Origin of the sequence: Sphingomonas sp. PSPC2-2 (assembly GCF_049897725.1) — a bacterium.
In the GTDB taxonomy this organism is placed as follows: Bacteria; Pseudomonadota; Alphaproteobacteria; order Sphingomonadales; family Sphingomonadaceae; genus Sphingomonas.
In genome coordinates this window covers 121,076-145,255 of record NZ_JAFCWU010000005.1, presented here as the reverse complement: position 1 = coordinate 145,255, position 24,180 = coordinate 121,076, and the positions used below count along the sequence as shown (strand labels likewise).

The window sequence follows — 24,180 nt, the reverse complement described above, 5'->3', positions numbered from 1 at the left end:
GTGGCCGACAACGACCAGAAAACCTTCGATCCCACCGAAAAGAAGCTCGCCGACGCGCGTGCCAAGGGCGACATGCCGTCGTCGCCCGAGATGAAGCACGCGGCCATGTTCGCCGCTGCCATCGTCGTGGTCGGCGGTATGGGCACCTATACGGTGCAACAGCTCGGCGTCATCTTCGTGCGGTTGTGGGGCGGCGCGGACGATTATCTGTTCAATCCGCAAGGGGCCGAAAATTTCGCAATCGGTCTTCTCGGTGCGGTCGGCCTGGCGGTGGCACCGTTGCTGGGCGTGTTGTTCGTGTTCGCGCTGCTTGGCGGTGTGTTGCAGGGGCGACCAAGCTTCGCGCTCGCCCGGCTCAAGCCGCAATGGTCGAAGCTCAACCCGTTTTCGGGCCTAGGCCGCATGTTCGGCCCACGCGCGCTGATCGAGTTCGGCAAGACGCTCGCCAAAATGACCGGCGTTATCGTCATTGCGACCAATGTCATCTGGCCCAAGATTGTCGGGCTGGACCAGTTGGTCGGCGCCGATCCGGCTGCGGTCACCGCCGCCGCAGTCGGGGTCGTGCTCGCCATGATCAAGGCGGTGGCGATCCTGGTCGCCGCGCTCGCCATTTTCGATTTCGTCTATCAGCGCTGGTCGTTCACCAACCGCATGAAAATGTCGCTGCAGGAGATTAAGGACGAGCATAAGGAACAGGATGGCGACCCGCTGATCAAGAGCAAGATCCGCGCGATCCAGATGCAGCGCGCGCGCAGCCGGATGATGTCCGCCGTGCCCGATGCCAGCGTGATCATAACCAATCCGACCCATTATGCGGTTGCGCTGAAATATGATCACGGCGCTATGGCCGCGCCGATTGTGGTGGCCAAGGGCGTCGACGCGATCGCCGCCAAGATCCGCGAGATCGCGACCGCCAATGGCGTGCCGATCGTCGAGAATGTCGCGCTCGCGCGCGCGCTCTACGCCAGCGCGGAACTGGATCGCCCGATCCCGACCGAGCATTTTGCCGCAGTCGCCGAAATCATCAGCTACGTTTTGCGCCTCGCCCGCGGGCGCTGAGCCTTACACCTCGATGTCGTGCTTCGCCAGTTCGACGCGAACGCGGACGTCAATGTCGTGGAAGATCTGCGCCAGCACCGGATCTTCGGGTTGCTCGGTCGTTTGCGCCCACTCGACGATCTCGCGCAAGCGCGTCGGTGCCGCAACACCGACCAGCAACTCCTGGTGCAGCCGCTCGAGCATGTCGAGGCCACGGCTCGCGTCGCGGGCAATCCGGCGGCGGCGCTCGATCGGCGCTTCGTTCATCGCCAGCGTAACCAGCATTTCAACGCTTGGCATCGCCGGCGCGGTCGGCGCGGGGGTCGGTGCCTGCACGGCGTGGGGATGCAATTCCTGCGCGGCGAACTGCGCCGCCGCCTTGGGCAACGCGCCCAAGAGCAGGGTCCGTGTCACCGGCACTGTCAGGGCATCGATCCGCACCGAAACTTACACCTCCAGACCGTCATCGGCCATACCTATCCTATAAGAGATTCATGAGATCTTTTCCACGAATTCGCCGCTTTATCCGACAAGGGCTGCGCGCGTCCGCGACGCTTGCGGTTGTGCTCGGTTGCGTCTCGCCCGGCATCGCGCGAACGCGGATCAAGGATATCGTCAATGTCGAGAATGTCCGGCCCAACCAACTGGTCGGATATGGCCTCGTCGTCGGCCTGGCCGGCACCGGCGACCGGATGCGCAATTCGCCCTTCACCGAGGAATCGATGCAGGCGATGCTCGAACGCATGGGCGTCAACATCCGGGGCTCCGACATGAAGACCCAGAATGTCGCGGCGGTGTCGATCACCGCGTCGATGCCGCCCTTTTCGCGCACTGGCTCCAGCATCGACGTTCAGGTCGCGGCGCTCGGCGATGCCTCCAGCCTGCAGGGGGGCACGCTGATCGCTTCGTCGCTGCGCGCGCTTGATGGGGAAATCTACGCCGTCGCACAGGGCCCGGTCGCGGTATCGGGCTTCAAGGCGCAAGGGGCCGCCGCCAGCATCAGCCGCGGTGTTTCGACCTCGGCACGGATCGCCGGCGGCGCGATCGTCGAGCGCGAGGTGCCGTTTGCGCTACGCACCGCGACCAGTCTGAAGCTCGCACTGAAAAACCCCGACTTTACGACGGCGCAGCGAATCGTGACCGCGATCAACGGCCGTTTCTCGGGGACGGCCGAGATGCTCGACCCCGCCACCGTCGAAATCGCGCCGCGCGGAGGCTTTCAGGGTTCGGTCGTCGATCTGATGACACAGATCGAGACGATCGACGTCGATGTCGATCAGCCGGCGCGGATCGTCATCAACGAAGCGTCCGGCACCGTCGTAATGGGCGCGGACGTACGGATAAGCTCGGTCGCGGTGGCGCAGGGTGGGCTGACCATCAGCGTCACCGAAACTCCGCAAGTGTCGCAGCCGGGTCCGCTTTCCAGCGGCCAGACGACGGTCGTCCCGCGCACGCAGGTATCGGTCAACGACGGTAACGACGCCCATCTCGCGCTGATCGGCGGAGGCGCATCGCTCAAGACGCTGGTCAGCGGGTTGAACGCGCTCGGCGTTTCCCCTCGTGACCTCATCACCATTTTGCAGGCGGTGAAGAGTGCAGGCGCGCTCCAGGCCGACATTGAGGTCCAATGACGATCGAAATCCCGACTCCTGCTGCGACCGTCGGCGCGGCACCCGCCAAGGCCGCAACGCCCGCGCAAAAGGCCACCGCCCAGTCCTTTGAGGCGGTGTTCCTCGGACAGATGACGCAATTGATGTTCGAAAGCGTGCAGACCGGCGAGTTTTCCGGGGGGCATGGCGAGGAAATGTTTCGCGGTGTTCTCGCTGAAAAGCTCGGGACTGCAATTGCCCAAAAGGGCGGCGTCGGCCTTGCCCCGGCGGTGCTCGCTCAAATTCTAAAAATGCAGGAAAATGCTGACAATGGACGATGACCTGATCGATCTTGTGACGTCGCTCTCGCACTTGATGGAGCAGGAGAGCGAGGCGCTGACCCGAAGCGGCCGCTTGCAGGGCTTGGCAGAACTCGTCGCGGCGAAATTGCGGTTGGCTGGACAAATCGAGGCCGAAGTTACGAAGCGGGAGCGCGAAACTCCCGATTGGGCCGATGCCCTGTCCGAGGAACAGCGTGCCGAAATGGCGCTTGTCTTCGGGCATTTACGCGACGCCTCGATCGTCAACGCGCAGATTTTGGAGCGGCAGATCGCGTTTTCGAGCGACTTGATGCGCGCGATCGCAGCAGAAGCACAGCGCGCTACGGGAAAACGAAGTTCTACCTATGGCGCGTCAGGCGACATGATGCGGATCGACTTGCCCGCGCCGATCTCGATCAACGCACGCCTCTAGCGCAATTTCCGAGCGGGGTCGGTCTGTCGACACCGCAAGACCGACTCACATCCCGATCTTCGCGCGTACGTTCGAACACGCGTTTTGTTTCCACGATGTGACCGGATAAATTGTATAAAAGCGACATCCAACCAAGGCTCCTCGAAAAATTCGGGCCAAATCGGCCAATTTTCATACTATAAGACGATGCCAACGCGGCATTCGCCGCTTTTTATTGTTATAAAACCGTGGCATCCGGGATCGCAGAGAGGAAATATCGATGCGATCCAGCAGCGCCTTACGGTTATATGACAACGGTATCATTCCTTCGAATGATGATGGCGTTAGTCCTTATCTGGGACTCTTGGCGGATTGCGCCGCACGAATTCTTTGCGCCTCCGATACGTCGTCGATGCTGAACGCCCTTTTTGAGTCAGTCCGCGTCAAGCTGAATCTGAGTGTGTATTTCTGCTATCGTTACGATGGCAGGAATGGCCTCATCCTCGAAGAACATGGCGGCCTGACCCCGACGCAAAGCGGAGCGGCTTCCCATCTTGCCCTCGGTCAAGGTCCGTGCGGGCTGGTGGCTGCGGATCGCGCGCCGCATGTTTTCAATCGGGTTCGCGGCTCAAAGGACGCGCGGCTCGCTTATGCCCGCGCAATCGGGCTCGCCGCTTATGTCGGGACGCCGCTGATGCAGGGTGATACCTTGCTTGGCACCCTCGGCTTTGGCCGCAAGGCGACGATGCCATTCAGTCGCGCCGAAGTGCAGTTCCTGCGTGCAATCTGCAGCTTCGTCGCCATCGCCAAAAACCGTCTGCGTACCGAGCTGACCCTGTGGGAGACGACCTGTGCTCGCGATGCGCTTGCCGTCGAACAAACGCGGCTCGTCGATCGCATCGCCACTTTATCGCGCTTGTCGGATACATCCGCTGTCGCTTCAACGCTTGCCCATGAAATGACGCAGCCGCTCACCGCCGCCGCAAACTATATCGCCTCCGCCGAAATGGCGCTCGGCGGGCTGGGAGATGCCGACATCCTGCGTCGCCTCGTACAGGCCCGGACCCAGATTACCCGATCGGCTCAGATCATCGCCAAGGCACGCCAATTGGTCGAAACCGGAACGGTCGCGAACGAGCATGCCAACCTTTGTGAAGTGCTGTCGGACTCGCTCGAACTTGCGCTCGCCGATCACGATGGTGCCGCGCCCGCGATGATTTATGATATCGACCCCAGCGTCACCGCGCTCGTCGGAGACGGTGTGCAGATCACCCAGGTGATGACGAATTTGCTGCGTAACGCGGCGACCGCTTTGCGCGGCGTCGCGTCACCGACCATTACCGTTTCCTGTCGCCGGACACAGGACGGCACGGTCGAGATCGGCGTAATCGACAATGGTCCCGGCTTCGATCCGGAGGCCGATAGTGCGCGTTTCCATCAGCGGGCGACCTCAACCACAGGTGGTCTAGGCATCGGCTTATCGGTATGCCGATCCATCGTAGCTGCGCATCACGGTACGATCCGCGCCGAAAACACCGCCCAGGGCGGCGCGGCAGTCTACTTCACGCTGCCGGGCCAATGAAAGCAGCCCAGAGCCCACCTTCAGGGATTGCCATGCTGTCATAATTGTGCGGCATAGCGTCCGAAGGAGATGGTCGCATGCGCACTTCACGAACCGGACGAACGTTGGCCGCGCTGGCCGCAATGCTGGCGGGTGTCGCGCTGACTGCCGGAGCGCCAGCGGACCCGTTACAGGTTGATCGCGTCGTCCTGATGATGCGTCACGGCATCCGCCCGCCCACCAAAGCGCAGCCGATGCCGATCGGTACCGCCGCCGCCGCTTGGCCGACTTGGAGCGTCAAGCCCGGTTGGTTGACCGAACACGGTGCCAGCGCGATCGTGGCGGTGGCCGATTTCGACCGGATTGGCTTTATTAAAGCGGGGCTGCTGCCCTTGACCGACTGCCCCACCCGCATCGCGCTCCTTGCCGACAGCGACCAACGCACCATCGCGACCGCAGCAAGCTATGCCAAGGGCGTCGCCCCTGGCTGCTCCCTCACCATAGAACATCGTCCGCAGGACGAGCCCGATCCGATGTTCAACCCAATCGAGAGCGGGCAGGCCCCGCTTGACCCTGCGCGCGCCGCCGCCGCCATCGACGCGGCGGTGGGACCGCGCGGGATCGCCGCGACCGAGCGCGGCATGAAACCGCTGCTGATTCGCCTGGACCGCGTGTTGTGCGGATCCGCGACCGCGACTTGCGGCGTGGCGCGCGAGCCGACCACCATCCGCCCGGCTACGGCCACCTCACGGCCCAAGCTCGGCGGCGCACTCGACCGTGCGTCGACCGCAGCGCAGATTCTCCTGTTGGAATATGCGGAAGGCAAACCGGCAAACGAAGTCGGCTGGGGCCGCGCCACCGCTTCCGACATCGCGGCTTTCGGAGCCTTCCATGCGCTCGAATTCCGGCTGCTGGCGCGACCACCTTATATCGCGACGCGCAATCTGGCCGGTCTGTCGCCGCGCATCGCGACCTGGCTTACCGATGAAGCCCCCACCGCCCCGAAAGTGGCGTTGATTGCTGGTCACGATACGAACGTCGCCAATCTTGCCGGAGTGCTAGGCCTGCACTGGAACGTCCCCGGGATTGCAGCGGATGATCCCGTACCAGGTGGGGCCATCCAATTGGAACGGCTGACCGACGGCAAGGGCAACCATTATGTCCGCGCCAGCTATCGCGCCCAATCGCTGTCCGAGTTGCGCGCGGCGACGGCCAAGACACCCTATCACAAAGTATTACCAATTGCGGGCTGCAAGGCACGCGGCATCGATGGCCTGTGCACGCTGTCCGATTTTCTGGCAAAGCTTCGTGGTTAACGTGTATCCGTAACGCGGACGCGCTCGTGATGACGAATGACCTCGTCGATGATGAAGCGGAGGAACTTCTCGCTGAAATCGGGATCGAGATTCGCATCATGGGCAAGGCCTCGCAACCGCGCGATCTGTGCTTCTTCACGACCCGGATCGGCAGGCGGCAAACCAGCCTCGGCCTTATAGCGACCGACCGCCTGCGTGGTCTTGAAGCGTTCGGCGAGCAAAAAGACGAGGGCGGCATCGATATTGTCGATGCTCTGGCGGTATCCGTTCAGCGTTTCGTCGGTCACCATCCACTCCTCATCAGCCGTCGACGCTCTTTTGCGTGCGCTGACGGCCCGGCGCAACCCGAGAAAGACTTGCCTTTAGCGCGCCACGCCGCCACATCGCAGCGCAGATGAGCGCCACCATTCTCCGCATTGATCCTTCGCGTGCCCAGCCCTCGCTGGAGCCCATGGTGCAACTCGTCGCGGGTGACCTGAATTTGGTCAACGCGGTCATCCTGTCGCGGATGCAGTCCGAAATTCCGCTGATCCCGGAACTTGCGGGGCACCTCATCGCGGGCGGTGGCAAGCGGATGCGCCCGATGCTGACGCTCGCCAGCGCACGGTTGCTGGGCTATCTGGGGTCTCGCCACCACCGGCTGGCCGCCGCCGTCGAATTCATCCATACCGCCACGCTGCTGCACGACGATGTGGTCGATGGGTCGGATTTGCGCCGGGGCAAGCGCACCGCCAATCTGATCTGGGGCAACCCGGCCAGCGTTCTGGTCGGCGATTTCCTGTTCAGCCGGTCGTTCGAACTGATGGTGGAAGACGGCTCGCTCAAGGTGCTGTCGATCCTGGCGGGCGCGAGCGCGATCATCGCCGAGGGCGAAGTCAACCAGTTGACCGCCGCCCGCCGCATCGACATCCCGGAAGAACGCTATCTCGACATCATCGGGGCAAAGACGGCCGCGCTGTTTGCGGCGGCGTGCCGGGTCGCGGCGGTGGTGGCGGAGCGCCCCGAGGCGGAAGAACTCGCGCTCGACGCTTATGGCCGCAATCTCGGCATCGCGTTCCAACTGGTCGATGACGCAATCGATTACGTGTCCGACGCAGGCACGATGGGCAAAGACGCGGGCGACGATTTTCGCGAAGGCAAGGCGACGCTCCCCGTCATCCTTGCTTATGCCCGCGGCGGTGCCGAAGACCGGGCGTTCTGGAAGGCGGCAATCGAGGGCCATCGTAACCGCGACGAGGATTTCGTGCGAGCGATCGACCTGGTGCGCTCGACCCACGCAGTTGACGACACGCTGGCGCGCGCGCGGCATTACGGGCAACGCGCGATCGACGCGCTCGGCATCTTTGGCAATGGCAAAGCCAAGGATGCGATGGTCGAAGCCGTCGAGTTCGCGATCGCACGCGCCTATTGAGCGTCAGTCACGGCGATTTGGCTCCTTTGTCGCCGATCCGCATTTGTCGCACCGCCTCCTTTCCAGTACCTTCAGTGCCGGACTGCAGGAGCGTCGGAGATGTTCGTCGATTTCCAAACTGGCTGGCCGCCGCCTGAGCGCTGGGAAGCCAAGCCCGCACCGACGCCAAACCCGCGTCGGGAAAGCATCGCAGCGTGGATTATCGGTTTCAACCTGGTGATGCTGTTGGTCGGCCCACTGGCGGGCGTCACGCTGTTTGATGCCGTAATGGCGGCATGGCGGCATTGACCGTCGGAGACGTCTAGCAGCCACGCACCTCGGCATCGCCTGCTTCAGCGCCGGACAATTCCACCTGCAACGTCGCATGGCCGATGCCGAAACGGCCCTTGAGCATAGCGCGCGTCGTATCCAGGAAGGCGTCGCCCGGATGGCCCGCCGGTATCACCAGATGCGCGGTCAGCACGGTCTCAGTCGTGCTCATCGGCCAGATATGAACGTGGTGGACACGCGCGACGCCTGGCAGCGCGCGCAGTGCGTCCCACACCTTGTCCGAATCGATGCTGCGCGGCACCGCCGCCAGCGCCATCTCGACCGATTCGCGCAGCAGGCCCCAGGTTTGCAGGAAAATCAGCACCGCGATGACGATGCTGACCACAGGATCGATCCAGGTCAGCCCGGTCCACCAGATTACCAGCCCCGACACGACCACCCCGGCCGATACCATCGCATCGCTCGCCATGTGGAGATAGGCACCGCGAATGTTGATATCGCCCTCACGACCGCGCAGGAACAGCAGCGCGGTCGCACCATTGACCAGGATCCCGGCTCCGGCGACCCACGCCACCGTCGGCCCGTCCACCGGCGCGGGCATCGCCAGCCGCTGCACCGCCTCGAGCAGGATCGCGCCGAGCGCGACCAACAATAGCAGTGCGTTGAGCAAGGCCGCCAGAATGGTCGAGCCCTTCAGCCCATAGGTGAAGCGCTTCGATGCCGCGCGCCGTCCTAGGGCAATTGCCGCCCACGCCGCGCACAGGCCGAGCACATCGGAAAGGTTATGCCCGGCATCCGCCAACAGCGCGACCGAGCCCGCGATCAGGCCAAACGCCGCCTCGCCGACGACAAAGGCGAGGTTCAGCCCGATACCGATCGCGAACGCGCGATCGTGACCCGCCACCGGCGCGTGGCTGTGGCCGTGGCCGTGCGAATGCCCGTGATGATCGCCGTGCCCGTGGGAATGGCTATGCCCCGCCATGTCGGTCTCCAATGTCCTAGCGCGGGCCTAGCATTTCAAATCCGTGAGATACTAGGACGCCGCACATGACAATTACGTCACGACGCGGTGGTTCCAAAACCGGCGCAAGGCGGTAGGAGCGAGGCGTGACGTCCACCCTCCCCATCCACGTCGTCCTGCCCGACCTGCTCCGCCACTTGCGAGACGCCCCCAACGCCGTGCTGGTCGCGCCGCCTGGGGCGGGCAAGACCACCGCCGTCGCGCCCGCATTGCTGGACGAGCCATGGTGCAGCGGCGAAATCCTGCTGCTCTCCCCCCGTCGCCTCGCCGCGCGCGCCGCGGCCGAGCGGATGGCCGCCACTGCCGGTGAAAATGTCGGCCAGACCTTCGGCTATGCCACGCGGATGGATACAAAGCGCTCGGCGGCGACGCGCGTCACGGTGGTGACCGAGGGCATCTTCGTCGCGCGCATCCAGAACGATCCCGAACTCGCCGGGGTCTCCGCCGTGCTGTTCGACGAAGTCCATGAACGCAGCCTCGACAGCGACTTCGGCCTCGCGCTCGCGCTCGATGCGCAGGCCGCGCTGCGGCCCGATCTCAGGCTGGTGGCAATGTCGGCAACGCTCGACGGCGCACGCTTTTCCGGGCTGATGGAGGGTGCCCCGATCATCGAAAGCGCCGGGCGGATGCACCCGCTGAGCTTGCGCCATCTCGGTCGCGCCGCCGAAGCGCGGATCGAGGATTCGGTCGCCGCCGCAATCCGGCTGGCGCTGCGCGAGGAAACGGGCGGCATCCTCGCCTTCCTGCCCGGCGTCGCCGAGATCGAGCGCACCGCCGAGCGGCTGGAGGGGCTCGGCCCCGATATTCTGCTCCACCGCCTGCATGGCAGCCTCGACCCCGCCGCACAGCGCGCCGCGATCGCGCCCGACCCGCAAAAGCGGCGCAAGGTCGTGCTGGCGACATCGATCGCCGAGACCAGCCTGACGCTCGACGGCATTTCGGTCGTGGTCGATTCCGGCCTCGCGCGCCGCCCGCGTTATGATCGCGCGGCGGGGATGACGCGGCTGGTGACCGAACGCGCCAGCCAGGCCGCCGTCACCCAGCGTGCCGGCCGCGCCGCGCGCCAGCAGCCCGGCACCGCCTATCGCCTGTGGGAGGAAGCCGCGACCGCTGGCCTGCCGCGCTTCGATCCGCCCGAAATCCTCGAGGCAGACCTCTCGGCGCTGACCCTCGACTGCGCCTTGTGGGGCGTCGCCGATCCGCGCGTGCTACGCTGGCTCGATCCCCCACCCGAAGCCGCCGTACAGGAAGCCCGCACCCGCTTGCACACCCTGCAGGCGCTCGATGCCGATGGCCGCCCGACCCCGCACGGCCACGCCATCGCCCGCCTGCCACTGGCCCCGCGCCTCGGCCATATGCTGGTGCGCGCGGGCGAGCTCGGGCTGGCGGAAGTCGCAGCGGAGATTGCGGTTCTGCTCGGCGAACGCGGGCTTGGCGGCAACGATGTCGACCTGGAATCCCGCCGCCGCCGCTGGCGCACCGAACGCGGCGCGCGCGCGGAAGCCGGGCGCAAGCTAGCGAAGCGGTGGACGAATCTCGCTCCCCTCCCGCTTGCGGGAGGGGCTGGGGGAGGGAATGAAACCCCCGCCGCTCGCCCCGCATCCCCTCCCCCGGCCCCTCCCGCAAGCGGGAGGGGAGGCGAAGCCACCGCCATCGCGCTCGCTTTCCCCGATCGTATCGCGCGCCGCCGCGACGGCTCGGGCGAGACCTGGGCCTCGGTCGGCGGACGCGGCTTCAAGCTCGATCCGACCAGCGCGCTCGCCCGCGAGGAATGGCTGGCGGTCGCCGAAACCCAGGGCATGGCCTCGGGCGCGCGCATCCTTTCCGCCGCCGCAATCGACTTGCCGACGATCGAGGCGCTGTTCGGCGAGTCGATCGCGATCCACCGCACCGTCACCTTCGATCCCGCGACGGGCGGCGTGCAGACCACACGCGAGCGCCGCCTCGGGGCGCTGCGGCTGTCGAGCGGCCCCGATGCGCAAGCCGACCCCGACGCGATCGCCGCTGCCTTGCTCGCCGGTATCCACACCCACGGCCTCGCGGTATTGCCGTGGAGCGACGCGGCGCTCGCGCTGCGCCACCGCGCTGCCTTTGCACAGGACCATGGCGGCGCAGAGCTCGCGCTCGACGACGCCGCGCTGCTCGCTCGCGCCGATGAATGGCTCGCCCCCTTGCTCGTCGGCAAACGGCGGCTCGATGCGATCGACTCGGGTGCGCTGACCGATTCACTCCGCGCGCTGATCGGTTGGGACGCGCTCAAAACGATCGATCGCCTCGCCCCCACCCATTTCACCAGCCCTGCGGGCAGCAGCCACCCGATCGATTATGACGTCGAGGGCGGCCCGCGCGTGGAGTTGCGCCCGCAGGCGCTGTTCGGGCTCGCCACCCACCCGATGATTGCGGGTGGCCGCGTGCCGCTGGTGCTCAGCCTCACCTCGCCCGCCGGTCGCCCGATCCAGACGACGCGCGATTTGCCGGGCTTCTGGGCAGGCAGTTGGGCGGCCGTCGCCAAGGAAATGCGCGGCCGCTATCCGCGCCATCCCTGGCCCGATGACCCCGCATCGGCCAATGCGACGCTGCGCACGAAAAACGCAGATGCACGCGCGAAAGAAGCACGGTAAGGAGGCACCATGTCGATCGCCCGAATCTATCAGCGCCCGAAGAACTCCATGTCCTCGGGCCGCGCACGCACCAGCATCTGGATGCTGGACTTCGCCCCGGCCGAGGCCAAGCAGCCCGATCCGCTCACCGGCTGGGCCGGCTCGGGCGATACGCGCGACCAGCTCCGCCTGACCTTCCCGACGCAGGAAGCGGCGATCGCTTATGCCGAGCGCGAAGGGCTGCCCTTCACTGTTATTCCCGCACCCGAGCGCACGCTCAAGCTGCAAAGCTACGCCGACAACTTCCGCTAAGCGGCAGGCGCGGCGGTTACCCCGCTAGCATCCCCGCGCCCAGCAGCAGCAACAGCTTCACGTCGATCGCCACACCCTCGGCGCGCTTGGCGGCGACCACGTTCGCAATCTCCGCGACCGGCACGCGCAGCACGGTGATATTCTCGCCGTCGATCCCGCCGCCATCGGCAACACGCTCCAGCCCGGTCGCGCGCACCAGCGTGAAGCCTTCGGACACCATGCCGGGCGAGGAATGGAAAAGGCCCAGTTGCTCGATCTTGGCAGGCCGATAGCCGGTCTCTTCCTCAAGTTCGCGCGCAGCGGAGGCTTCGATGCTCTCGCCTGCCTCCTCGTCACCAACCAGCCCCGCCGGCAATTCCAGGCAGCGCCGCCCGAGCGGGACGCGATATTGCTCGACCAGCAGGACATGCCCGTCCTCAACCGCCAGGATCACTGCCGCCTGAATGCCGCGTGCGCGCGACACATATTCCCAGGTCCCGTCCTTCACGACCTTGATGTACTTGCCTTCCCAGACAATTTCCGCACTCATAGTTCGATCAGCCTGTCCGGGAGCTCGTTTCGGTCGTCCGCCGTTTTCGGGAAAGTTTCCGCGAGGATCGCGCCAATCCGCTCGACTGCCGCCGCCATGCCAGCACCCGGCTTGCCAGCGCGGGTTTCGGCGACCAACGCCGCCATCGCATCGCCCCAGCGCTCTGCGGGCACGGCACGGTGGATCGCTTCATCAGCGACGATCTCGGCCATGCGCTCATCGCGCGAGAGATAGAGCAGGATGCCGACGCGCGCGGTGGTGCGGCGCTCGGCCCCGACCTTGAAATATTGGATTGCCCGCCGCCGCACCCGCCGCGCGCGTGTCGCCCTGGGCACCAGCGCCATCCGTAGCGGCATATAGGCAAGCGCAAACCGCACGATCAAAAAGACCAAGGCTTGCGCCGCCAGGATTACGCCCAACAGCAAGCGCGGATCGGGCGCATCGTCCCACCCTTCGGTGAAGCCGCTCAGCCATGTCTCGATCGCGAGCGGATTGATCGCCGCCAGCGCGAGCACGATCAGCATCGCCGCAATCGCACAATGCAGCGCCGCATCGTGGTAACTGTCCGAACGCTCGGTCACGATCGTGACGATCTCGCCATCGGTGCCCGCTTCGGCGCGCGCTACGGCGGCCAACACCTGCGCATGGTCGTCGCGCGTCAGCCGTGCCGTTCCCGCCATCACCAATCCCCCGAAGCGCCACCGCCGCCGAAATCGCCGCCGCCGCCGCCGGTAAAGCCGCCGCCGCCCCAGCTTCCGTCGGAGCCGCCACCGCCACTCGATCCACCGCCGCCGAAGCCGCCAAAACCACCGCCGGAGCCGCCACCCCAGCCGCCGCCCCAACCGCTGCCCCAACCGCTACCGAGCCCCGAGCCCCACAGCACCGCCGGAGCCACGCCGCTGCGATATTCCTGCCCACGCCGACCGCGCCGCAAGCTCGACAGCACGATGAAGCCGATCACGAACAGGATCATGATCACGCCAAAGGGAATCCCGCCGCCACTGCCCGCGGCGCTGCGCTTGTGCACCTTATCGAACTTCGCCGCCGCCGCGTCGACATTGGCCTTGGCTTCCTCCGGAGAAGCGCGAAGCTGTGCGATCACCGCATCGGTACCCGCTTCCATCGCTCCGGCAATGTCACCGGATTGCGTCAGCTTGGGCATCATTTTTTCGCGAATCATCGTGCCCGCAAAAGCATCGGTCAGGATCGGCTCCAGGCTGTAGCCAACCTCCAGCCGCGGCCCGCGATGCCCCTTGGGTGCGTTAGGCGCGATGAACAGGATCGCACCGTTATTGGCGTCCTTGAGGCCCACGCCCCACGCCCGCCCGAGACCGACACCATATTCCTCGATCTCGCGACCCTGCAGGTCCGGGATCGTGGCGACCACCAATTGCCGCTTGGTGTCTTTCTGCAGCGCTTCCAATTTGGCCGTCAGATCGGCCTTGGTCGCAGGCGGCAGGACGTTGGCGGCATCCACCACCAGCCCGGTGAATTTGGGATAGGTCTGCGCTGCCGCCGGGGCAACCCCCAGCAGCAGCGCAACCAGCATCGCGAGCAGTGCCTGAATCAGGCGCATCGGCATGGGCCTCCGGCCCGGTACTTAGTTGGTGTTGCCGAAATTGACCGTCGGCGCCACGTCCGCCCCCGGCGTCGTCGCCTTGAACGGCACCAGCGGCTTGGCCCCGTAAAACACCTTCGCGCCAATCGCGTCGGGGAAGGTGCGGATGGTCGTATTATACGCCTGCACCGCTTCGTTATAATCGTGGCGTGCGGTCGAGATGCGGTTTTCTGTGCCCTCGAGCTGGTCCATCAACGTCTTGTAATTGTCCTGGCTCTTCAGCTCGGGATAGGCCTCCTGCAGCCGCTGCAACGACAGCGTCAGGCCGTTCTGCGCCTTTTCATACGCTGCGACCTTGGCCGGATCGTTCAGATCCGCGCTGGAAACCTTGACCTGCGATGCCGAGGCACGCGCCTGCGTCACTTCGACCAGGATCGCTTTTTCCTGCGCGCCCGCCGCCTTCACCGTCGACACCAAATTGGGGATCAGGTCAGCACGGCGTTGATAGTAATTTTCCACATCGGCCCATTTCGCCTTGGCGTTCTCTTCCGCCGTCGGCACGCTGTTCAGCCCGCAACCGGCCAGCGCGAATGCGCCGACGAATGCGATCAGAGTGCGATACTTCATGGTGTTCATCCCTCCAGGCCTTGCGCAGCCCTGATAGCCGGGTAGCATGGCCGCGAGAAACGAAATCGGATTGGGAGGCTCCATGTTCAAGGAGTTCAAGGCATTCATCGCGCGCGGCAACGTGCTGGACCTGGCGATTGCGGTCATCATCGGCGGGGCGTTCGGCAAGATCGTGACGTCGCTGACCGACGACGTCATCATGCCGGTGATCGGCAAGATTTTCGGCGGGCTCGATTTTTCGAGCTATTTCGTGGTGCTCGGCAAGGTGCCCCCCGCGCTCGTCGGGTCGTCCGATTATGCTGCACTGAAAAAGGCCGGCGTGCCGCTGTTCGGCTATGGCGCGTTCGTCACGGCGGCGGTCAATTTCGTGATCGTCGCCTTCATCATCTTCCTGCTGGTGCGCGCCGTGAACCGGCTGATGCCCAAGGCACCGGAAACGCCCGCCGAGCCGGTCGAGCCCGCCGACATCACTCTGCTGCGCGAGATCCGCGACGAATTGAAGCGGCGCTGAGGGGGGGCTCGCGCTTACCCTATATTCCGTTCGGGCTGAGCCTGTCGAAGCCCTTCCAAGCGAGCCGCTCGCGTGGAACGCCCTTCGACAGGCTCAGGGCGAACGGGGAATGGGGCGAAGGTCTCAGGCCGCGACCAGATCCTCGGCGACCGAATCCGCCAGACTCGTGCCATCGAGGATCCGCGCGGTCTCGTCGCGCACGCGCATCATCGCATGGCGGATCGCGCAGCTCGCTTCGTCCTTGCAATCCTTGCAACTGCGATAGGCGGTGCGACTGACGCACGGCACCAGCGCCAGCGGCCCCTCGATCACGCGGATGATCTCACCCAGTGAAATCAGATGCGTCGGGCGGGACAGGCAGTATCCGCCCATCTTGCCACGGTGGCTGTGCAGGAAACCCGCCTCGCGCAGATCGGCGAGGATCAGCTCCAGGAACTTGCGCGGGACATTCGCCTCGGCGGCAATCCGGTTCATCGGGATCGGCGGGCCCCCGGGGGGTGCTTCGGCCAGGAACATCATCGCGCGAAGCGCGTAGCGGGAACGTTGCGTCAACATGATACTATACCCCATGCACCCGATTTGTGGCGAGTGGAAGGCACAAGGTGTCAAACCGGGCCTTTTCATTGCGCCAGGCTCCGCCTATATCGCGGGGGCCGGGTTCGCCCGGCTATGGTGATAAAGTGCAGCGTAGACTAGATGCAGCGGACCCGGGGGCAGTACCCGGCGACTCCACCAAAACCCCTCTTGCCGGAGGGGCTCTGACGGGGTCGAACCAGGATCGACGTGTGTTGAAAGGCGCTGTTTTTGCCCGGGCTGAGTAACCTGCAAAAGGCTCAAAACCACAAGTGCTAACGATAACGAAGCACTCGCGATTGCGGCGTAACTAAAGGCCTAACGGCCTAGGTTACCCCAAAAGAACGCGGTTCGGGCTGCACCGGGCAACAGAAGCAGACACCGGCGGTCCGGGGAGTACCGAGCAACAGAAACTCCCCACCCTTTCCTGTCGCGGCTATCAGGGTGTTGCATGGCCGATTCCGCCGACGCCCCGCCCCAGCGCAAGATCATCCATATCGACATGGACGCCTTCTTTGCGTCGGTCGAACAGCGCGACGACCCAACCTTGCGCGGCAAGCCGGTTGCGGTCGGCGGGTCGCGTGCGCGCGGCGTGGTCGCCGCCGCCAGTTATGAGGCACGCGCCTTCGGGGTGCGCTCGGCCATGCCCTCTGTAACAGCCCTGCGCCGCTGCCCCGATCTGGTGTTCGTGCCGCCCCGCTTCGAGGCGTACCGCGCGGTCTCAGCCCAGATCCGCGCGATTTTCGACGATTATACCGATCTGGTCGAGCCGCTCTCGCTCGACGAAGCCTATCTCGACGTGACCGAGGACCGCCATGGCCTGGGCTCGGCCCGCGCCATCGCCGAGCAGATCCGCGCGCGCATCAAGGCCGAAACCGCCCTCACCGCCTCGGCCGGGGTCAGCTACAACAAGTTCATCGCCAAGCTCGCCTCCGACCAGAACAAGCCCGACGGCCTGTGCGTCATCGCGCCCCGCCACGGCGCGGCGTTCGTCGCGAGCTTGCCGGTCAAGCGCTTCCACGGCGTCGGCCCGGTCACCGCGCGCCGCATGGCCGCGCTCGGCATCGAAACCGGTGCCGATCTGCGCGAACGCCCGCTCGCCTTCCTCCACGCGCATTTCGGCAGCTACGGCGATTACCTTTACAGTGCCGCACGCGGGGTCGATCACCGCCCCGTCCGCAGCGAACGCCCAAGCAAATCGGTCGGGGCAGAGCGCACCTTCGAGACCGACCTCTCCGCGCCGGGCGACCTCCACGCGGCACTCGACTGGGTGGGCGAAGCCGCCTGGGTGCGGATTGACCGCCACAGCGCGCGCGGCCGCACCGTGACGCTGAAGCTGCGCTTCTCCGATTTCCGCACGATCACCCGCGCGCGCTCGCTCAGCAGCGTGGTCGAGCGCGACGCCTTTTTCGCGATCGGCCACGCCTTGCTCGATGCGCATCTGCCGCTGCCGCTCGGCGTGCGGCTGTTGGGGCTGACGCTGTCGGGTATGGTCGATGGAGAGCCCGAGGCGGTGCAGGCGACCTTACCGTTATAAGCGCCGTCAGGCCACCCGCTCCCCCGCCCGCCGCAAATCCTCGACGAAGCGCGCATATTCCAGCGCGGCCACCTCGCGGTCGGGCAAACGCAGCAAATAGCTCGGATGCACCGTAATCCACGCCTCGCCGCCATCGGGCAGCACCAGCGCACGCCCGCGCTCCTGGCCGATCGTCACCACCCGCCCGAGCAAGCTGCGCGCCGCGGTCGCCCCCAAGGCCACCGTCACCTTGGGCCGCACCAGCAAGCGCTCCTGCTCGATCCACCAGCGGCACGCGCTGACCTCCCCCGCATCGGGTTTGCTATGGATGCGCCGCTTGCCGCGCTGTTCGAACTTGAAATGCTTGACCGCGTTGGTGACATACACACCCGCCCGATCGATCCCCGCCTCGGCCAGCGCGCGGTCGAACATCTGCCCGGCCGGGCCGACAAAGGGCTGCCCCGCCAGATCCTCCTGGTCGCCCGGTTGCTCGCCGACGAACATCAGCGCCGCATCGACCGGCCCCTCGCCGAACACCGTCTGCGTCGCGGGTTTGTACAACGGACACCGCGTGCAACCCGCCGCTTCCTCGCGCAACGCCGCCCATGCCGCCTGTGCATTGCCGCCAACCTCGCTCTTCGCCTTGGCGATCATCCCGCTCTCCCGCGCCTGTGCGCTCGCAATCAACCCCGGCACCAACGCCGTTTCGGGCATGTTCTTCCAATATTTGCGCGGCATTTCTTTCAGCATCGCGCCGACCTTCACGCGCGCCGGGTTGAAGATCGACGCATAATAGGTCTTCCACACCTCCTCGATCGGGTCGCCCTCGGGCGCATCGCGCTTGGAGGCACCCGGCCCTTCCGCCAGCGTCTCGCCGTCCCAATGCAGCGAAAGCTCCGGCGTCAGGATCGACCAGCGCATGCTGGCGAATCGATCGAGAAAGAAACCGGCGTTGGCGCGCACGATATGATGCTCGTGCTCGAACCACGCGACGAAGCGCGGGGCACCATCCTCCTCCACTTCGCGGAAGCGCAGGAACGCGCGCATCTTGTGAATGTCCTTGCGCACTTCGCGCGCAAACCCCTCCAGCCGCCGCACCAGCGGATCCGCCCGATCCTCGATCGCCCCTGGCTGGCGGCGCAAGCGCAGCAGCAACGCATAGAGCAACGCAAAACGTTCGGCGTCGCGGTGCAAAACGACGCTGCGCGCCAGCGCCATGAACGCCGCGGGCACGGTGAAGGCCGGTTGCGTCGGCGCAGGTGGCGGCGTGCCCACCAGCGCGAACAGATCGTCCGCCGCTCCGCCCACGTGCCACACCACATCCTCGGGCGGCACGCCCGCCCCCGCCAGCCCGCGCGCCGCATCGCGCCAGCCATCCAGATCGTCGGGTTCGGCCAAAGTGACGACGTGCATCGTGTCTCCCCTCAGGCCGCAAATAACTCCAGTTGCTCGGTTTTGGGTGCAACTTGCGGCCGAAGATCGGCGCGGTCGCTCAGTGCGACCGGGCGCCAGTCTTCAGCGATCAGAAACGGGCGTAGTTTGGCGATCGACACCGTCAGCCGCGCGACATCGGCCAATCGCAAGCGCCGCCAGCGCCGCGCCGACAGGATCGCGCCGACCGCCTTCACCCCCAGCCCCGGCACGCGCAGCAGCGCCTCGCGCGGCGCGCGGTTGACGTCGACCGGAAAGGACCCGCGAAATTTGAGCGCCCAGGCGAGCTTGGGGTCGATGTCGAGCGGCAGCATTCCCGTCGTCGCGTCGGTCGCCGCCACCACATCGGCGGGGGAATAATCGTAGAAGCGCATCAGCCAGTCCGATTGATACAGGCGATGTTCGCGCATCAACGGCGGACGCTGCAGCGGCAGCACCGCGCTCGCATCGGGGATCGGGCTGAACGCCGAATAATAGACCCGCCGCAAGCCGAACCGATCATACAGCGAGGACGCGCGCGTCACGATGTCGCCATCGGTCGCGGCATCCGCCCCCACGATCATTTGCGTGGATTGCCCGGCAGGCGCAAAGCGCGGCGCCGATTTGAAGCGTTTGCGGGCGTCGCCGGTGTCGGCAATCGCCAGCTTGGTCCCGGCCATCGCCCCTTCGATCCGCGCCGCCGATTTCTCGGGCGCAAGCCGCGTCAGCCCGGCCAGCGTCGGCAATTCCACATTGATCGACAAGCGGTCGGCATGGAGCCCGGCCTGATGCACCAGTTCGGGGTCGGCATCGGGAATGGTCTTGAGGTGGATATAGCCGCGAAAATCATGATCTTCGCGCAAGCTGCGCGCCACTTCGACCATCTGCTCCATCGTGTAGTTGGACGAGCCGATGATGCCCGAGGACAGGAACAGCCCCTCGACATAATTGCGCCGATAGAAAGACAGCGTCAGCCGCACCACCTCCGCCGCGGTGAAGCGCGCACGGCGCACGTTCGAGCTTTTGCGGTTGATGCAATAATGGCAGTCGAAGATGCAGCTGTTGGTCAGCAGGATCTTGAGCAGCGAAATGCAGCGGCCATCGGGCGCATAGGCATGGCAAATGCCCATGCCCTGGTCGGTCGAGCCCAGCCCCTTGCCGTCGCGCGACGTGCGCTTGACCGATCCCGACGACGCGCACGACGCATCATATTTCGCGGCATCCGCCAGGATCGCGAGCTTTTGCTGAACATCGAGCTGGGCCATATGTTCTTCATATGTTCACATTACACTCGACGCAAGCGGCGCTGTCGGTCATCCGGGTCAGTGGTCTGTCAGCAGCCCGGCCATCTTCTCAAAGGTTACATCGGTTTTGGAGCCGAACAGCCGCATCGGCTTGCCCTCGTCGCATTCGACCTGCGCGACGATGCGAATCCAGCGCCGCGTCGGGCCAACGGTGATTTCGGCGTCCAGGGTGAAGCCGGAGCGATCCCGGATGGCCGCCATACGGCGACATTCGAGCGCGATGCGGGATCCCGGTGTATAGCGCGCCGTCGCAGCGTGGCGATCGACTCGGCTGCCGCGCGGGGCTCCAAACAAATCGTAGACGCCATCGCTCCAGGTCAGCTGCTCGGTCGCGAGATCGCACGACCACAGCCCAGCCGAGACCGAAGCCGGAACGTCGGTGAAGCGGCCGCCGACCGCATGGGACACTGCTGGAATGATGTTCATGCAAACCCCTTTCCGATTGCGGTGCAACCCCGTGCTTGCCGGACAATGGTTAAGCTGAGGTTTTGAAAGGCCCTACTAGTTTCGCAGATGCAACCCGCAGGCGCTTAAAACGTTACGCCCACACAAAGATCAAAAGGGACCGACATCATGCGTTCACTGTTTCTCAGCCTCGCCGCCGCTTCGCTCGTCGTTCCGGTGACGATGGCCCTCCCGGTCGATAAGGCCGAAGCGCGCAAGCATCGCTACTATGGCAAAACCAGCCGTCATTATCGCTGCCATCGCTCGTCGGGCACGACTGGCCTGATCGCGGGCGGTGCCGGTGGCGCGCTGGTCGGCAATGCGCTCGGCGGCGGTGTGCTCGGCACGGTGGCTGGCGGCGTCGGCGGTGCCTTGCTCGGCAAGCATCTCGACAAGAAGCACGACGCGGCCCAGAACCGCCGCAACGGCTGCTGATCCGTTTACTCGGCGGCGAGGAGCGATTCCGCGCCGCCGAGATCGACCGAAACAAGGCGGCTGACGCCTTGCTCGACCATCGTCACGCCAAACAGCCGGTGCATCCGGCTCATCGTCACGGCATTGTGCGTCACGATAAGATAGCGCGTCTGCGTTTCGCGCGTCATCGCATCCAGCAGCCCGCAAAAGCGCTCGATATTGGCATCGTCGAGCGGCGCATCGACTTCGTCGAGCACGCAGATCGGCGCGGGGTTGGTCAGGAACAAGCCGAAGATCAGCGCGACTGCGGTCAGCGCCTGTTCTCCACCCGATAACAGCGTCAGCGATTGCAGCTTCTTGCCGGGCGGCTGCGCCATGATTTCGAGCCCCGCCTCCAGCGGATCGTCCGAATCGACCAGCTCGAGATGCGCCTGTCCGCCATTGAACAGCGTCGTGAACAAGCGCCGGAAATGCCCGTCGACCGCCTCGAACGCCGCCATCAGCCGCTGCCGCCCCTCGCGGTTGAGCGTACCGATCGACCCGCGCAGGCGGTTGACCGCCAGCCCCAATTCCTCGCGCTCGGCGGCATTGCCCTTGGAGGCTGCTTCCAGCTCGGCCAGTTCGCTTTCGGCAACCAGATTGACCGGGCCGATGCGTTCGCGATCGACCATCAATTTCTCGTGTGTCGCCGATTCCTCCCCCGGCGACCGCACCGTATCGCCCGCAAAGCCGACCCGTTCGGGCAGCAGCACCGACGGGCATTGGAAGCGCTCGCCCGACAGGCGGTTCATCTCGACTCGGCGGGCTTCCTGATTTTCCGCGCGCGCTGCGGCCCCGGCACGCGCCTCGCGCGCTTGCGCCAGCGTTTCGGCAGCGGCGCTGGCTTGTGCTTCGGCCGCGCGGAGTGCCGCTTCGGCGGCGCGTTCGGCGGTGGCAGCAGCATCGGCCTCGGCACGCGCCGCCGTATGGGCCGCCTCCAGCGCAACGATCTCGGCAGCGAGCGCCTCGGGCCGCCCGACCAGCGCCTGCGCTTCGGCGGCAAGGTCACCATCGCGCTTGTCCATCTCGGCGATGCGCCGCGCTGCCTCCCCTGCCCGCGCGCGCCAGCTTTTCGCCTCTGCGGTCGTCCCGGCCAACCGCTCGCGCCCGCTGCCGACATCGCGGTCCAGCCCGGCGCGGTCCGCGCGCGCGGTGGCGATGGCGGTGCGGCGCGCCTCGGCCTCGCCCGACAGCGCCCGCACCCGCTCGCGCGTCGCACTGCCATCGGGCAGCGCCGCCTGCACGGCGCCCGCGCGCGCGACCTCCGCCTCGGCTTCTTCATGATCGGCGACGATGCGCTGCCGCCGCGCCGCCAGATCGGCGCGCTGCGCCTCGATCCGCTCGATCGCCGCCGCCGCGCGGTCCTCGGCGCGCGCCGCATCGCGCGCGCGCGTCTCGGCGCTCTCCAGCAAACGCCGCGCTGCCACCGCGCCGGCCCGCGCTTCCGCGATCGCCGCGTCGATCCGCGCGAGCTCGCCATCCGCCGCCTCGACCGCGCGCACCGCCGCCGGGCGCGCCGCCTCGATCGCGCGCAGCCGGTTCATCCGTTCGAGCCGCTCCGCCGCCGCCGCCCCGCCCGATTTGGCGACATAACCATCCCAGCGCCGCAGCACCCCGGCGAGCGTCACCAGCCGCTGCCCGACCGCAAGCGGCCCGCCCGCATCGCTTTCCGCCACGAACACTTGCGCCAGCCGCCGCGCCAACGCCGCAGGAGCGAGAACATGCTGACCCAGCGGCACCGTCCCCTCGGGTGCCGCCGGATCGCCCGGCGCAACCTCTGCCCCCGCCCAGAACCGCTCGCCCGCCGGATCAAGCCCCGCTTCCAGATCATCCCCCAGCGCTGCCGCCAGCGCGCGTTCATAGCCCGCCTCGGGCTGCAACCGGTCGAGCAACCGCTCGCGCCCCTCGCGCCGTGTCGCCTTGGTCAGCGCGGTCGCTTCGCTGTCGAGTGCCGCCAGATCGGCATGCGCCGTCGCCCGCGCCGCCTGCGCCCGGTCGCGCTGCTCGCGCGCACCGCGCTCTTCGGCATCGGCGCGGGTGAGCGCCGCGCGCGCATCCTCGCCATGCTGCACCGCCTGCGCGCGCGCCGCCGCTGCCGCCGCGCGCTCGGCGATCAGCGGCGCGGCATCGCCCAAAGCCGCGCTCTCCGCCGTCACCCGCGTCAGATCGCGCGCGCTGCGCTCGGCCCGCACCCGCGCGGCCGCCAGCGCCGCTTCGGCCACCCGCGCATCGGCCAGCTCGGTCGCCTGCGCCGCGAGCGCTTGCGCCAGCGCCACTTCGGCATCGCGCCCGGCGCGTTCCGCCTCGCTCAGCCGCGTCTCCAGCTCGGGGATGCGCGCAGTCGCCTCGGCCAGTCGCGCCTCCAGCGCCTTGCTCTCCTCGGCCAGCCGCGCGATCGCCTCGGCGGCATCGCTCGCCAGCGATCCCTCGCGCGCACGGTCCTCGGCCAGCCGCACGCGCGCCGCCGCCAGCTCCTGCGTCCGCCGCACCGCAGCTGCCTGCTCCCCGCGCAAGCCGCCCAGTTTGTGGCCCGCCTCGCTCGCCGCCTCGCGCAGCGCCTGCGCTTGCGCCCGTGCGTCCGCCAGCGCCTCGGTCGCCGCCAGCGCATAGGCCGCCGCCGCCCGCTGCGCCTCGCTCGCCTCAGCCACGCGCGCCTCGCACGTCGCCGCCTCGGCCTTGGCGGCATCGGCGGCCTGTTGCGCATCGCGCCAGCGCGCAAAGATCATCCGCGCCTCCGCCACGCGGATCTGCTCGGACAAAGCGCGATAGCGCTCCGCCTGCCGCGCCTGCCGCCGCAGCGCATTGGCGCGGCCGTCCTGGTCGGCGATCAGTTCATCGAGCCGCGCGAGATTGGCCTCGGTCGCACGCAATTTCTGCTCGGCATCCTTGCGCCGGACGTGCAGCCCGGCGATCCCGGCGGCCTCTTCCAGCATCGCGCGGCGCTCGGCCGGCTTGGCGGCGATGATCGCGCCGATCCGCCCCTGGCTGACCAAGGCGGGCGAATGCGCCCCCGTCGCCGAATCCGCGAACAGCAACGCCACGTCCTTCGCGCGCACATCGCGCCCGTCGATCCGGTACGCCGACCCCGCCCCGCGCTCGATCCGGCGGACGACTTCACTTTCCTCGCCCGCACTTTCGATCAGCATCGACACTTCGGCGAAATCGCGCGCCGGCCGCGTGTTGGTGCCCGCGAAGATAACGTCGTCCATCCCCGCCCCGCGCAGCGACCGCGCCGAGGTCTCCCCCATCGTCCAGCGCAGCGCCTCGAGCAGATTGGATTTGCCGCAGCCATTGGGGCCGACGATCCCGGTCAGCCCCGGCTCGATCCGCAGATCGGCGGCGTCAACGAAGCTTTTGAAACCCGATAGCCGGAGACGCTTGATCTGCATTCAGAGCCCCCCGGCT

Annotated in this window: 25 protein-coding genes and 1 other RNA gene; 14 read left to right on the top strand and 12 right to left on the bottom strand. The window is 66.5% G+C overall.

Translation table 11 applies throughout. The features are described 5' to 3' along the window. Window positions 1-1,059, top strand: a complete 1,059-nt coding sequence (gene flhB / locus ACP7BY_RS10980; RefSeq protein WP_126848239.1) for a flagellar biosynthesis protein FlhB — start codon at window positions 1-3, stop codon at window positions 1,057-1,059. A 3-nt stretch (window positions 1,060-1,062) separates the two neighbouring features. On the opposite strand, the gene ACP7BY_RS10975 is transcribed toward flhB, so the two are convergent. Next, window positions 1,063-1,479 carry a flagellar assembly protein FliX gene (locus ACP7BY_RS10975; RefSeq protein ID WP_033963634.1) on the bottom strand — a complete coding sequence of 139 codons (417 nt, stop codon included), beginning with the start codon at window positions 1,477-1,479 and terminating at the stop codon, window positions 1,063-1,065. A gap of 53 nt (window positions 1,480-1,532) precedes the next feature. Between ACP7BY_RS10975 and ACP7BY_RS10970 the strand changes: the two genes are divergently transcribed. The 5 genes from ACP7BY_RS10970 to ACP7BY_RS10950 all read left to right on the top strand — a co-directional run bounded on the left by ACP7BY_RS10970 (window position 1,533) and on the right by ACP7BY_RS10950 (window position 6,236). Next, window positions 1,533-2,669, top strand: coding sequence for a flagellar basal body P-ring protein FlgI (locus tag ACP7BY_RS10970; protein WP_033963633.1), 1,137 nt, complete (start codon window positions 1,533-1,535; stop codon window positions 2,667-2,669). Beyond that, a complete protein-coding gene (locus tag ACP7BY_RS10965) occupies window positions 2,666-2,968 on the top strand; it encodes a rod-binding protein (RefSeq protein ID WP_126848234.1) in 303 nt (100 codons plus the stop codon). The genes ACP7BY_RS10970 and ACP7BY_RS10965 overlap by 4 nt, the downstream gene beginning before the upstream one ends. Continuing rightward, complete coding sequence (locus tag ACP7BY_RS10960; protein WP_126848232.1) at window positions 2,958-3,380, top strand: flagellar protein FlgN; 423 nt, start codon at window positions 2,958-2,960, stop codon at window positions 3,378-3,380. Before ACP7BY_RS10965 ends, ACP7BY_RS10960 begins: the two co-directional genes overlap by 11 nt. A 259-nt stretch (window positions 3,381-3,639) precedes the next feature. Beyond that, window positions 3,640-4,941 (top strand): sensor histidine kinase, encoded by a 1,302-nt coding sequence (locus ACP7BY_RS10955; RefSeq protein ID WP_081988597.1) that lies wholly within the window; start codon window positions 3,640-3,642, stop codon window positions 4,939-4,941. A 77-nt stretch (window positions 4,942-5,018) separates the two neighbouring features. Further along, entirely contained in the window at window positions 5,019-6,236 is a 1,218-nt protein-coding gene (locus ACP7BY_RS10950; RefSeq protein WP_033963631.1) for a histidine-type phosphatase, read from the top strand. On the opposite strand, the gene ACP7BY_RS10945 is transcribed toward ACP7BY_RS10950, so the two are convergent. Then, a complete protein-coding gene (locus ACP7BY_RS10945; protein WP_033963630.1) occupies window positions 6,233-6,526 on the bottom strand; it encodes a chorismate mutase in 294 nt (97 codons plus the stop codon). The two genes, ACP7BY_RS10950 and ACP7BY_RS10945, sit on opposite strands and share 4 nt — an antisense overlap. A gap of 104 nt (window positions 6,527-6,630) precedes the next feature. On the opposite strand from ACP7BY_RS10945, the gene ACP7BY_RS10940 reads away from it, so the two are divergent. Then, entirely contained in the window at window positions 6,631-7,647 is a 1,017-nt protein-coding gene (locus ACP7BY_RS10940) for a polyprenyl synthetase family protein (RefSeq protein ID WP_033963629.1), read from the top strand. 99 nt (window positions 7,648-7,746) lie between these two features. Continuing rightward, complete coding sequence (locus ACP7BY_RS10935) at window positions 7,747-7,935, top strand: hypothetical protein (protein ID WP_033963628.1); 189 nt, start codon at window positions 7,747-7,749, stop codon at window positions 7,933-7,935. 13 nt (window positions 7,936-7,948) lie between these two features. On the opposite strand, the gene ACP7BY_RS10930 is transcribed toward ACP7BY_RS10935, so the two are convergent. Then, a complete protein-coding gene (locus ACP7BY_RS10930) occupies window positions 7,949-8,899 on the bottom strand; it encodes a cation diffusion facilitator family transporter (protein WP_137903190.1) in 951 nt (316 codons plus the stop codon). A 125-nt stretch (window positions 8,900-9,024) separates the two neighbouring features. Here ACP7BY_RS10930 and hrpB point away from each other — a divergent pair, with 125 nt between their 5' ends. Both hrpB and ACP7BY_RS10920 read left to right on the top strand, forming a co-directional pair. Further along, window positions 9,025-11,559: an ATP-dependent helicase HrpB gene (hrpB, locus tag ACP7BY_RS10925; protein WP_209515711.1), complete on the top strand. Its 2,535-nt coding sequence runs from the start codon at window positions 9,025-9,027 to the stop codon at window positions 11,557-11,559. 9 nt (window positions 11,560-11,568) lie between these two features. Continuing rightward, a complete protein-coding gene (locus ACP7BY_RS10920; protein ID WP_033967290.1) occupies window positions 11,569-11,850 on the top strand; it encodes an ETC complex I subunit in 282 nt (93 codons plus the stop codon). Window positions 11,851-11,866: 16 nt separating this feature from the next. Here the strand turns inward: ACP7BY_RS10920 and ACP7BY_RS10915 are convergent, their stop codons facing one another. From ACP7BY_RS10915 to ACP7BY_RS10900, 4 genes are read right to left on the bottom strand one after another with little or no spacing between them, the layout of a single operon-like run. Next, on the bottom strand, window positions 11,867-12,379 hold the full coding sequence (locus tag ACP7BY_RS10915; RefSeq protein ID WP_033967291.1) for an NUDIX hydrolase: 513 nt from the start codon (window positions 12,377-12,379) through the stop codon (window positions 11,867-11,869). Then, complete coding sequence (locus ACP7BY_RS10910) at window positions 12,376-13,059, bottom strand: TPM domain-containing protein (protein ID WP_033967292.1); 684 nt, start codon at window positions 13,057-13,059, stop codon at window positions 12,376-12,378. The genes ACP7BY_RS10915 and ACP7BY_RS10910 overlap by 4 nt, the downstream gene beginning before the upstream one ends. Continuing rightward, window positions 13,059-13,961 carry a TPM domain-containing protein gene (locus tag ACP7BY_RS10905; RefSeq protein WP_137902983.1) on the bottom strand — a complete coding sequence of 301 codons (903 nt, stop codon included), beginning with the start codon at window positions 13,959-13,961 and terminating at the stop codon, window positions 13,059-13,061. Before ACP7BY_RS10905 ends, ACP7BY_RS10910 begins: the two co-directional genes overlap by 1 nt. An 18-nt stretch (window positions 13,962-13,979) precedes the next feature. Then, the gene (locus ACP7BY_RS10900; protein ID WP_033967034.1) at window positions 13,980-14,564 is read right to left on the bottom strand and encodes a LemA family protein; all 585 of its coding nucleotides are present in this window, start codon (window positions 14,562-14,564) and stop codon (window positions 13,980-13,982) included. An 82-nt stretch (window positions 14,565-14,646) separates the two neighbouring features. Here ACP7BY_RS10900 and mscL point away from each other — a divergent pair, with 82 nt between their 5' ends. Then, a complete protein-coding gene (gene mscL, locus ACP7BY_RS10895) occupies window positions 14,647-15,075 on the top strand; it encodes a large conductance mechanosensitive channel protein MscL (protein ID WP_033967024.1) in 429 nt (142 codons plus the stop codon). 123 nt (window positions 15,076-15,198) lie between these two features. On the opposite strand, the gene ACP7BY_RS10890 is transcribed toward mscL, so the two are convergent. Beyond that, the gene (locus tag ACP7BY_RS10890) at window positions 15,199-15,630 is read right to left on the bottom strand and encodes an RrF2 family transcriptional regulator (protein ID WP_033967025.1); all 432 of its coding nucleotides are present in this window, start codon (window positions 15,628-15,630) and stop codon (window positions 15,199-15,201) included. Window positions 15,631-15,688: 58 nt separating this feature from the next. Here ACP7BY_RS10890 and ssrA point away from each other — a divergent pair. Further along, window positions 15,689-16,031, top strand: a transfer-messenger RNA (tmRNA) gene (gene ssrA, locus ACP7BY_RS10885). 68 nt (window positions 16,032-16,099) lie between these two features. After that, window positions 16,100-17,185, top strand: a complete 1,086-nt coding sequence (dinB, locus tag ACP7BY_RS10880) for a DNA polymerase IV (RefSeq protein ID WP_033967027.1) — start codon at window positions 16,100-16,102, stop codon at window positions 17,183-17,185. Between the two features lie 6 nt (window positions 17,186-17,191). On the opposite strand, the gene ACP7BY_RS10875 is transcribed toward dinB, so the two are convergent. The 3 genes from ACP7BY_RS10875 to ACP7BY_RS10865 are packed head-to-tail and all read right to left on the bottom strand — an operon-like array spanning window position 17,192 to window position 20,304. Beyond that, window positions 17,192-18,577 (bottom strand): UdgX family uracil-DNA binding protein, encoded by a 1,386-nt coding sequence (locus tag ACP7BY_RS10875; protein WP_137902982.1) that lies wholly within the window; start codon window positions 18,575-18,577, stop codon window positions 17,192-17,194. An 11-nt stretch (window positions 18,578-18,588) separates the two neighbouring features. Then, a complete protein-coding gene (locus tag ACP7BY_RS10870; RefSeq protein ID WP_137902981.1) occupies window positions 18,589-19,839 on the bottom strand; it encodes a putative DNA modification/repair radical SAM protein in 1,251 nt (416 codons plus the stop codon). A gap of 57 nt (window positions 19,840-19,896) precedes the next feature. Beyond that, on the bottom strand, window positions 19,897-20,304 hold the full coding sequence (locus ACP7BY_RS10865) for a hypothetical protein (RefSeq protein WP_033967028.1): 408 nt from the start codon (window positions 20,302-20,304) through the stop codon (window positions 19,897-19,899). A gap of 147 nt (window positions 20,305-20,451) precedes the next feature. Between ACP7BY_RS10865 and ACP7BY_RS10860 the strand changes: the two genes are divergently transcribed. Further along, on the top strand, window positions 20,452-20,757 hold the full coding sequence (locus tag ACP7BY_RS10860) for a hypothetical protein (protein ID WP_010404751.1): 306 nt from the start codon (window positions 20,452-20,454) through the stop codon (window positions 20,755-20,757). Between the two features lie 5 nt (window positions 20,758-20,762). On the opposite strand, the gene ACP7BY_RS10855 is transcribed toward ACP7BY_RS10860, so the two are convergent. Beyond that, the gene (locus ACP7BY_RS10855) at window positions 20,763-24,164 is read right to left on the bottom strand and encodes a chromosome segregation SMC family protein (protein WP_137902980.1); all 3,402 of its coding nucleotides are present in this window, start codon (window positions 24,162-24,164) and stop codon (window positions 20,763-20,765) included. Window positions 24,165-24,180 lie beyond the last annotated feature (16 nt).

What these genes read in the sequence shown, in the direction of transcription:
- ACP7BY_RS10960 (WP_126848232.1), top strand. Translation starts at nt 2,958, where the DNA reads ATGGACGATGACCTGATCGATCTTGTGACGTCGCTCTCGCACTTGATG.
- ACP7BY_RS10910 (WP_033967292.1), bottom strand. Translation starts at nt 13,059, where the DNA reads ATGGCGGGAACGGCACGGCTGACGCGCGACGACCATGCGCAGGTGTTG.
- ACP7BY_RS10855 (WP_137902980.1), bottom strand. Translation starts at nt 24,164, where the DNA reads ATGCAGATCAAGCGTCTCCGGCTATCGGGTTTCAAAAGCTTCGTTGAC.
- ACP7BY_RS10875 (WP_137902982.1), bottom strand. Translation starts at nt 18,577, where the DNA reads ATGCACGTCGTCACTTTGGCCGAACCCGACGATCTGGATGGCTGGCGC.
- ACP7BY_RS10945 (WP_033963630.1), bottom strand. Translation starts at nt 6,526, where the DNA reads ATGGTGACCGACGAAACGCTGAACGGATACCGCCAGAGCATCGACAAT.
- ACP7BY_RS10970 (WP_033963633.1), top strand. Translation starts at nt 1,533, where the DNA reads ATGAGATCTTTTCCACGAATTCGCCGCTTTATCCGACAAGGGCTGCGC.
- ACP7BY_RS10870 (WP_137902981.1), bottom strand. Translation starts at nt 19,839, where the DNA reads ATGGCCCAGCTCGATGTTCAGCAAAAGCTCGCGATCCTGGCGGATGCC.
- ACP7BY_RS10935 (WP_033963628.1), top strand. Translation starts at nt 7,747, where the DNA reads ATGTTCGTCGATTTCCAAACTGGCTGGCCGCCGCCTGAGCGCTGGGAA.
- ACP7BY_RS10940 (WP_033963629.1), top strand. Translation starts at nt 6,631, where the DNA reads ATGAGCGCCACCATTCTCCGCATTGATCCTTCGCGTGCCCAGCCCTCG.
- ACP7BY_RS10890 (WP_033967025.1), bottom strand. Translation starts at nt 15,630, where the DNA reads ATGTTGACGCAACGTTCCCGCTACGCGCTTCGCGCGATGATGTTCCTG.
- ACP7BY_RS10915 (WP_033967291.1), bottom strand. Translation starts at nt 12,379, where the DNA reads ATGAGTGCGGAAATTGTCTGGGAAGGCAAGTACATCAAGGTCGTGAAG.
- ACP7BY_RS10965 (WP_126848234.1), top strand. Translation starts at nt 2,666, where the DNA reads ATGACGATCGAAATCCCGACTCCTGCTGCGACCGTCGGCGCGGCACCC.
- ACP7BY_RS10955 (WP_081988597.1), top strand. Translation starts at nt 3,640, where the DNA reads ATGCGATCCAGCAGCGCCTTACGGTTATATGACAACGGTATCATTCCT.
- ACP7BY_RS10865 (WP_033967028.1), bottom strand. Translation starts at nt 20,304, where the DNA reads ATGAACATCATTCCAGCAGTGTCCCATGCGGTCGGCGGCCGCTTCACC.
- ACP7BY_RS10905 (WP_137902983.1), bottom strand. Translation starts at nt 13,961, where the DNA reads ATGCCGATGCGCCTGATTCAGGCACTGCTCGCGATGCTGGTTGCGCTG.
- ACP7BY_RS10930 (WP_137903190.1), bottom strand. Translation starts at nt 8,899, where the DNA reads ATGGCGGGGCATAGCCATTCCCACGGGCACGGCGATCATCACGGGCAT.
- ACP7BY_RS10900 (WP_033967034.1), bottom strand. Translation starts at nt 14,564, where the DNA reads ATGAAGTATCGCACTCTGATCGCATTCGTCGGCGCATTCGCGCTGGCC.
- dinB (WP_033967027.1), top strand. Translation starts at nt 16,100, where the DNA reads ATGGCCGATTCCGCCGACGCCCCGCCCCAGCGCAAGATCATCCATATC.
- ACP7BY_RS10950 (WP_033963631.1), top strand. Translation starts at nt 5,019, where the DNA reads ATGCGCACTTCACGAACCGGACGAACGTTGGCCGCGCTGGCCGCAATG.
- ACP7BY_RS10920 (WP_033967290.1), top strand. Translation starts at nt 11,569, where the DNA reads ATGTCGATCGCCCGAATCTATCAGCGCCCGAAGAACTCCATGTCCTCG.
- ACP7BY_RS10860 (WP_010404751.1), top strand. Translation starts at nt 20,452, where the DNA reads ATGCGTTCACTGTTTCTCAGCCTCGCCGCCGCTTCGCTCGTCGTTCCG.
- mscL (WP_033967024.1), top strand. Translation starts at nt 14,647, where the DNA reads ATGTTCAAGGAGTTCAAGGCATTCATCGCGCGCGGCAACGTGCTGGAC.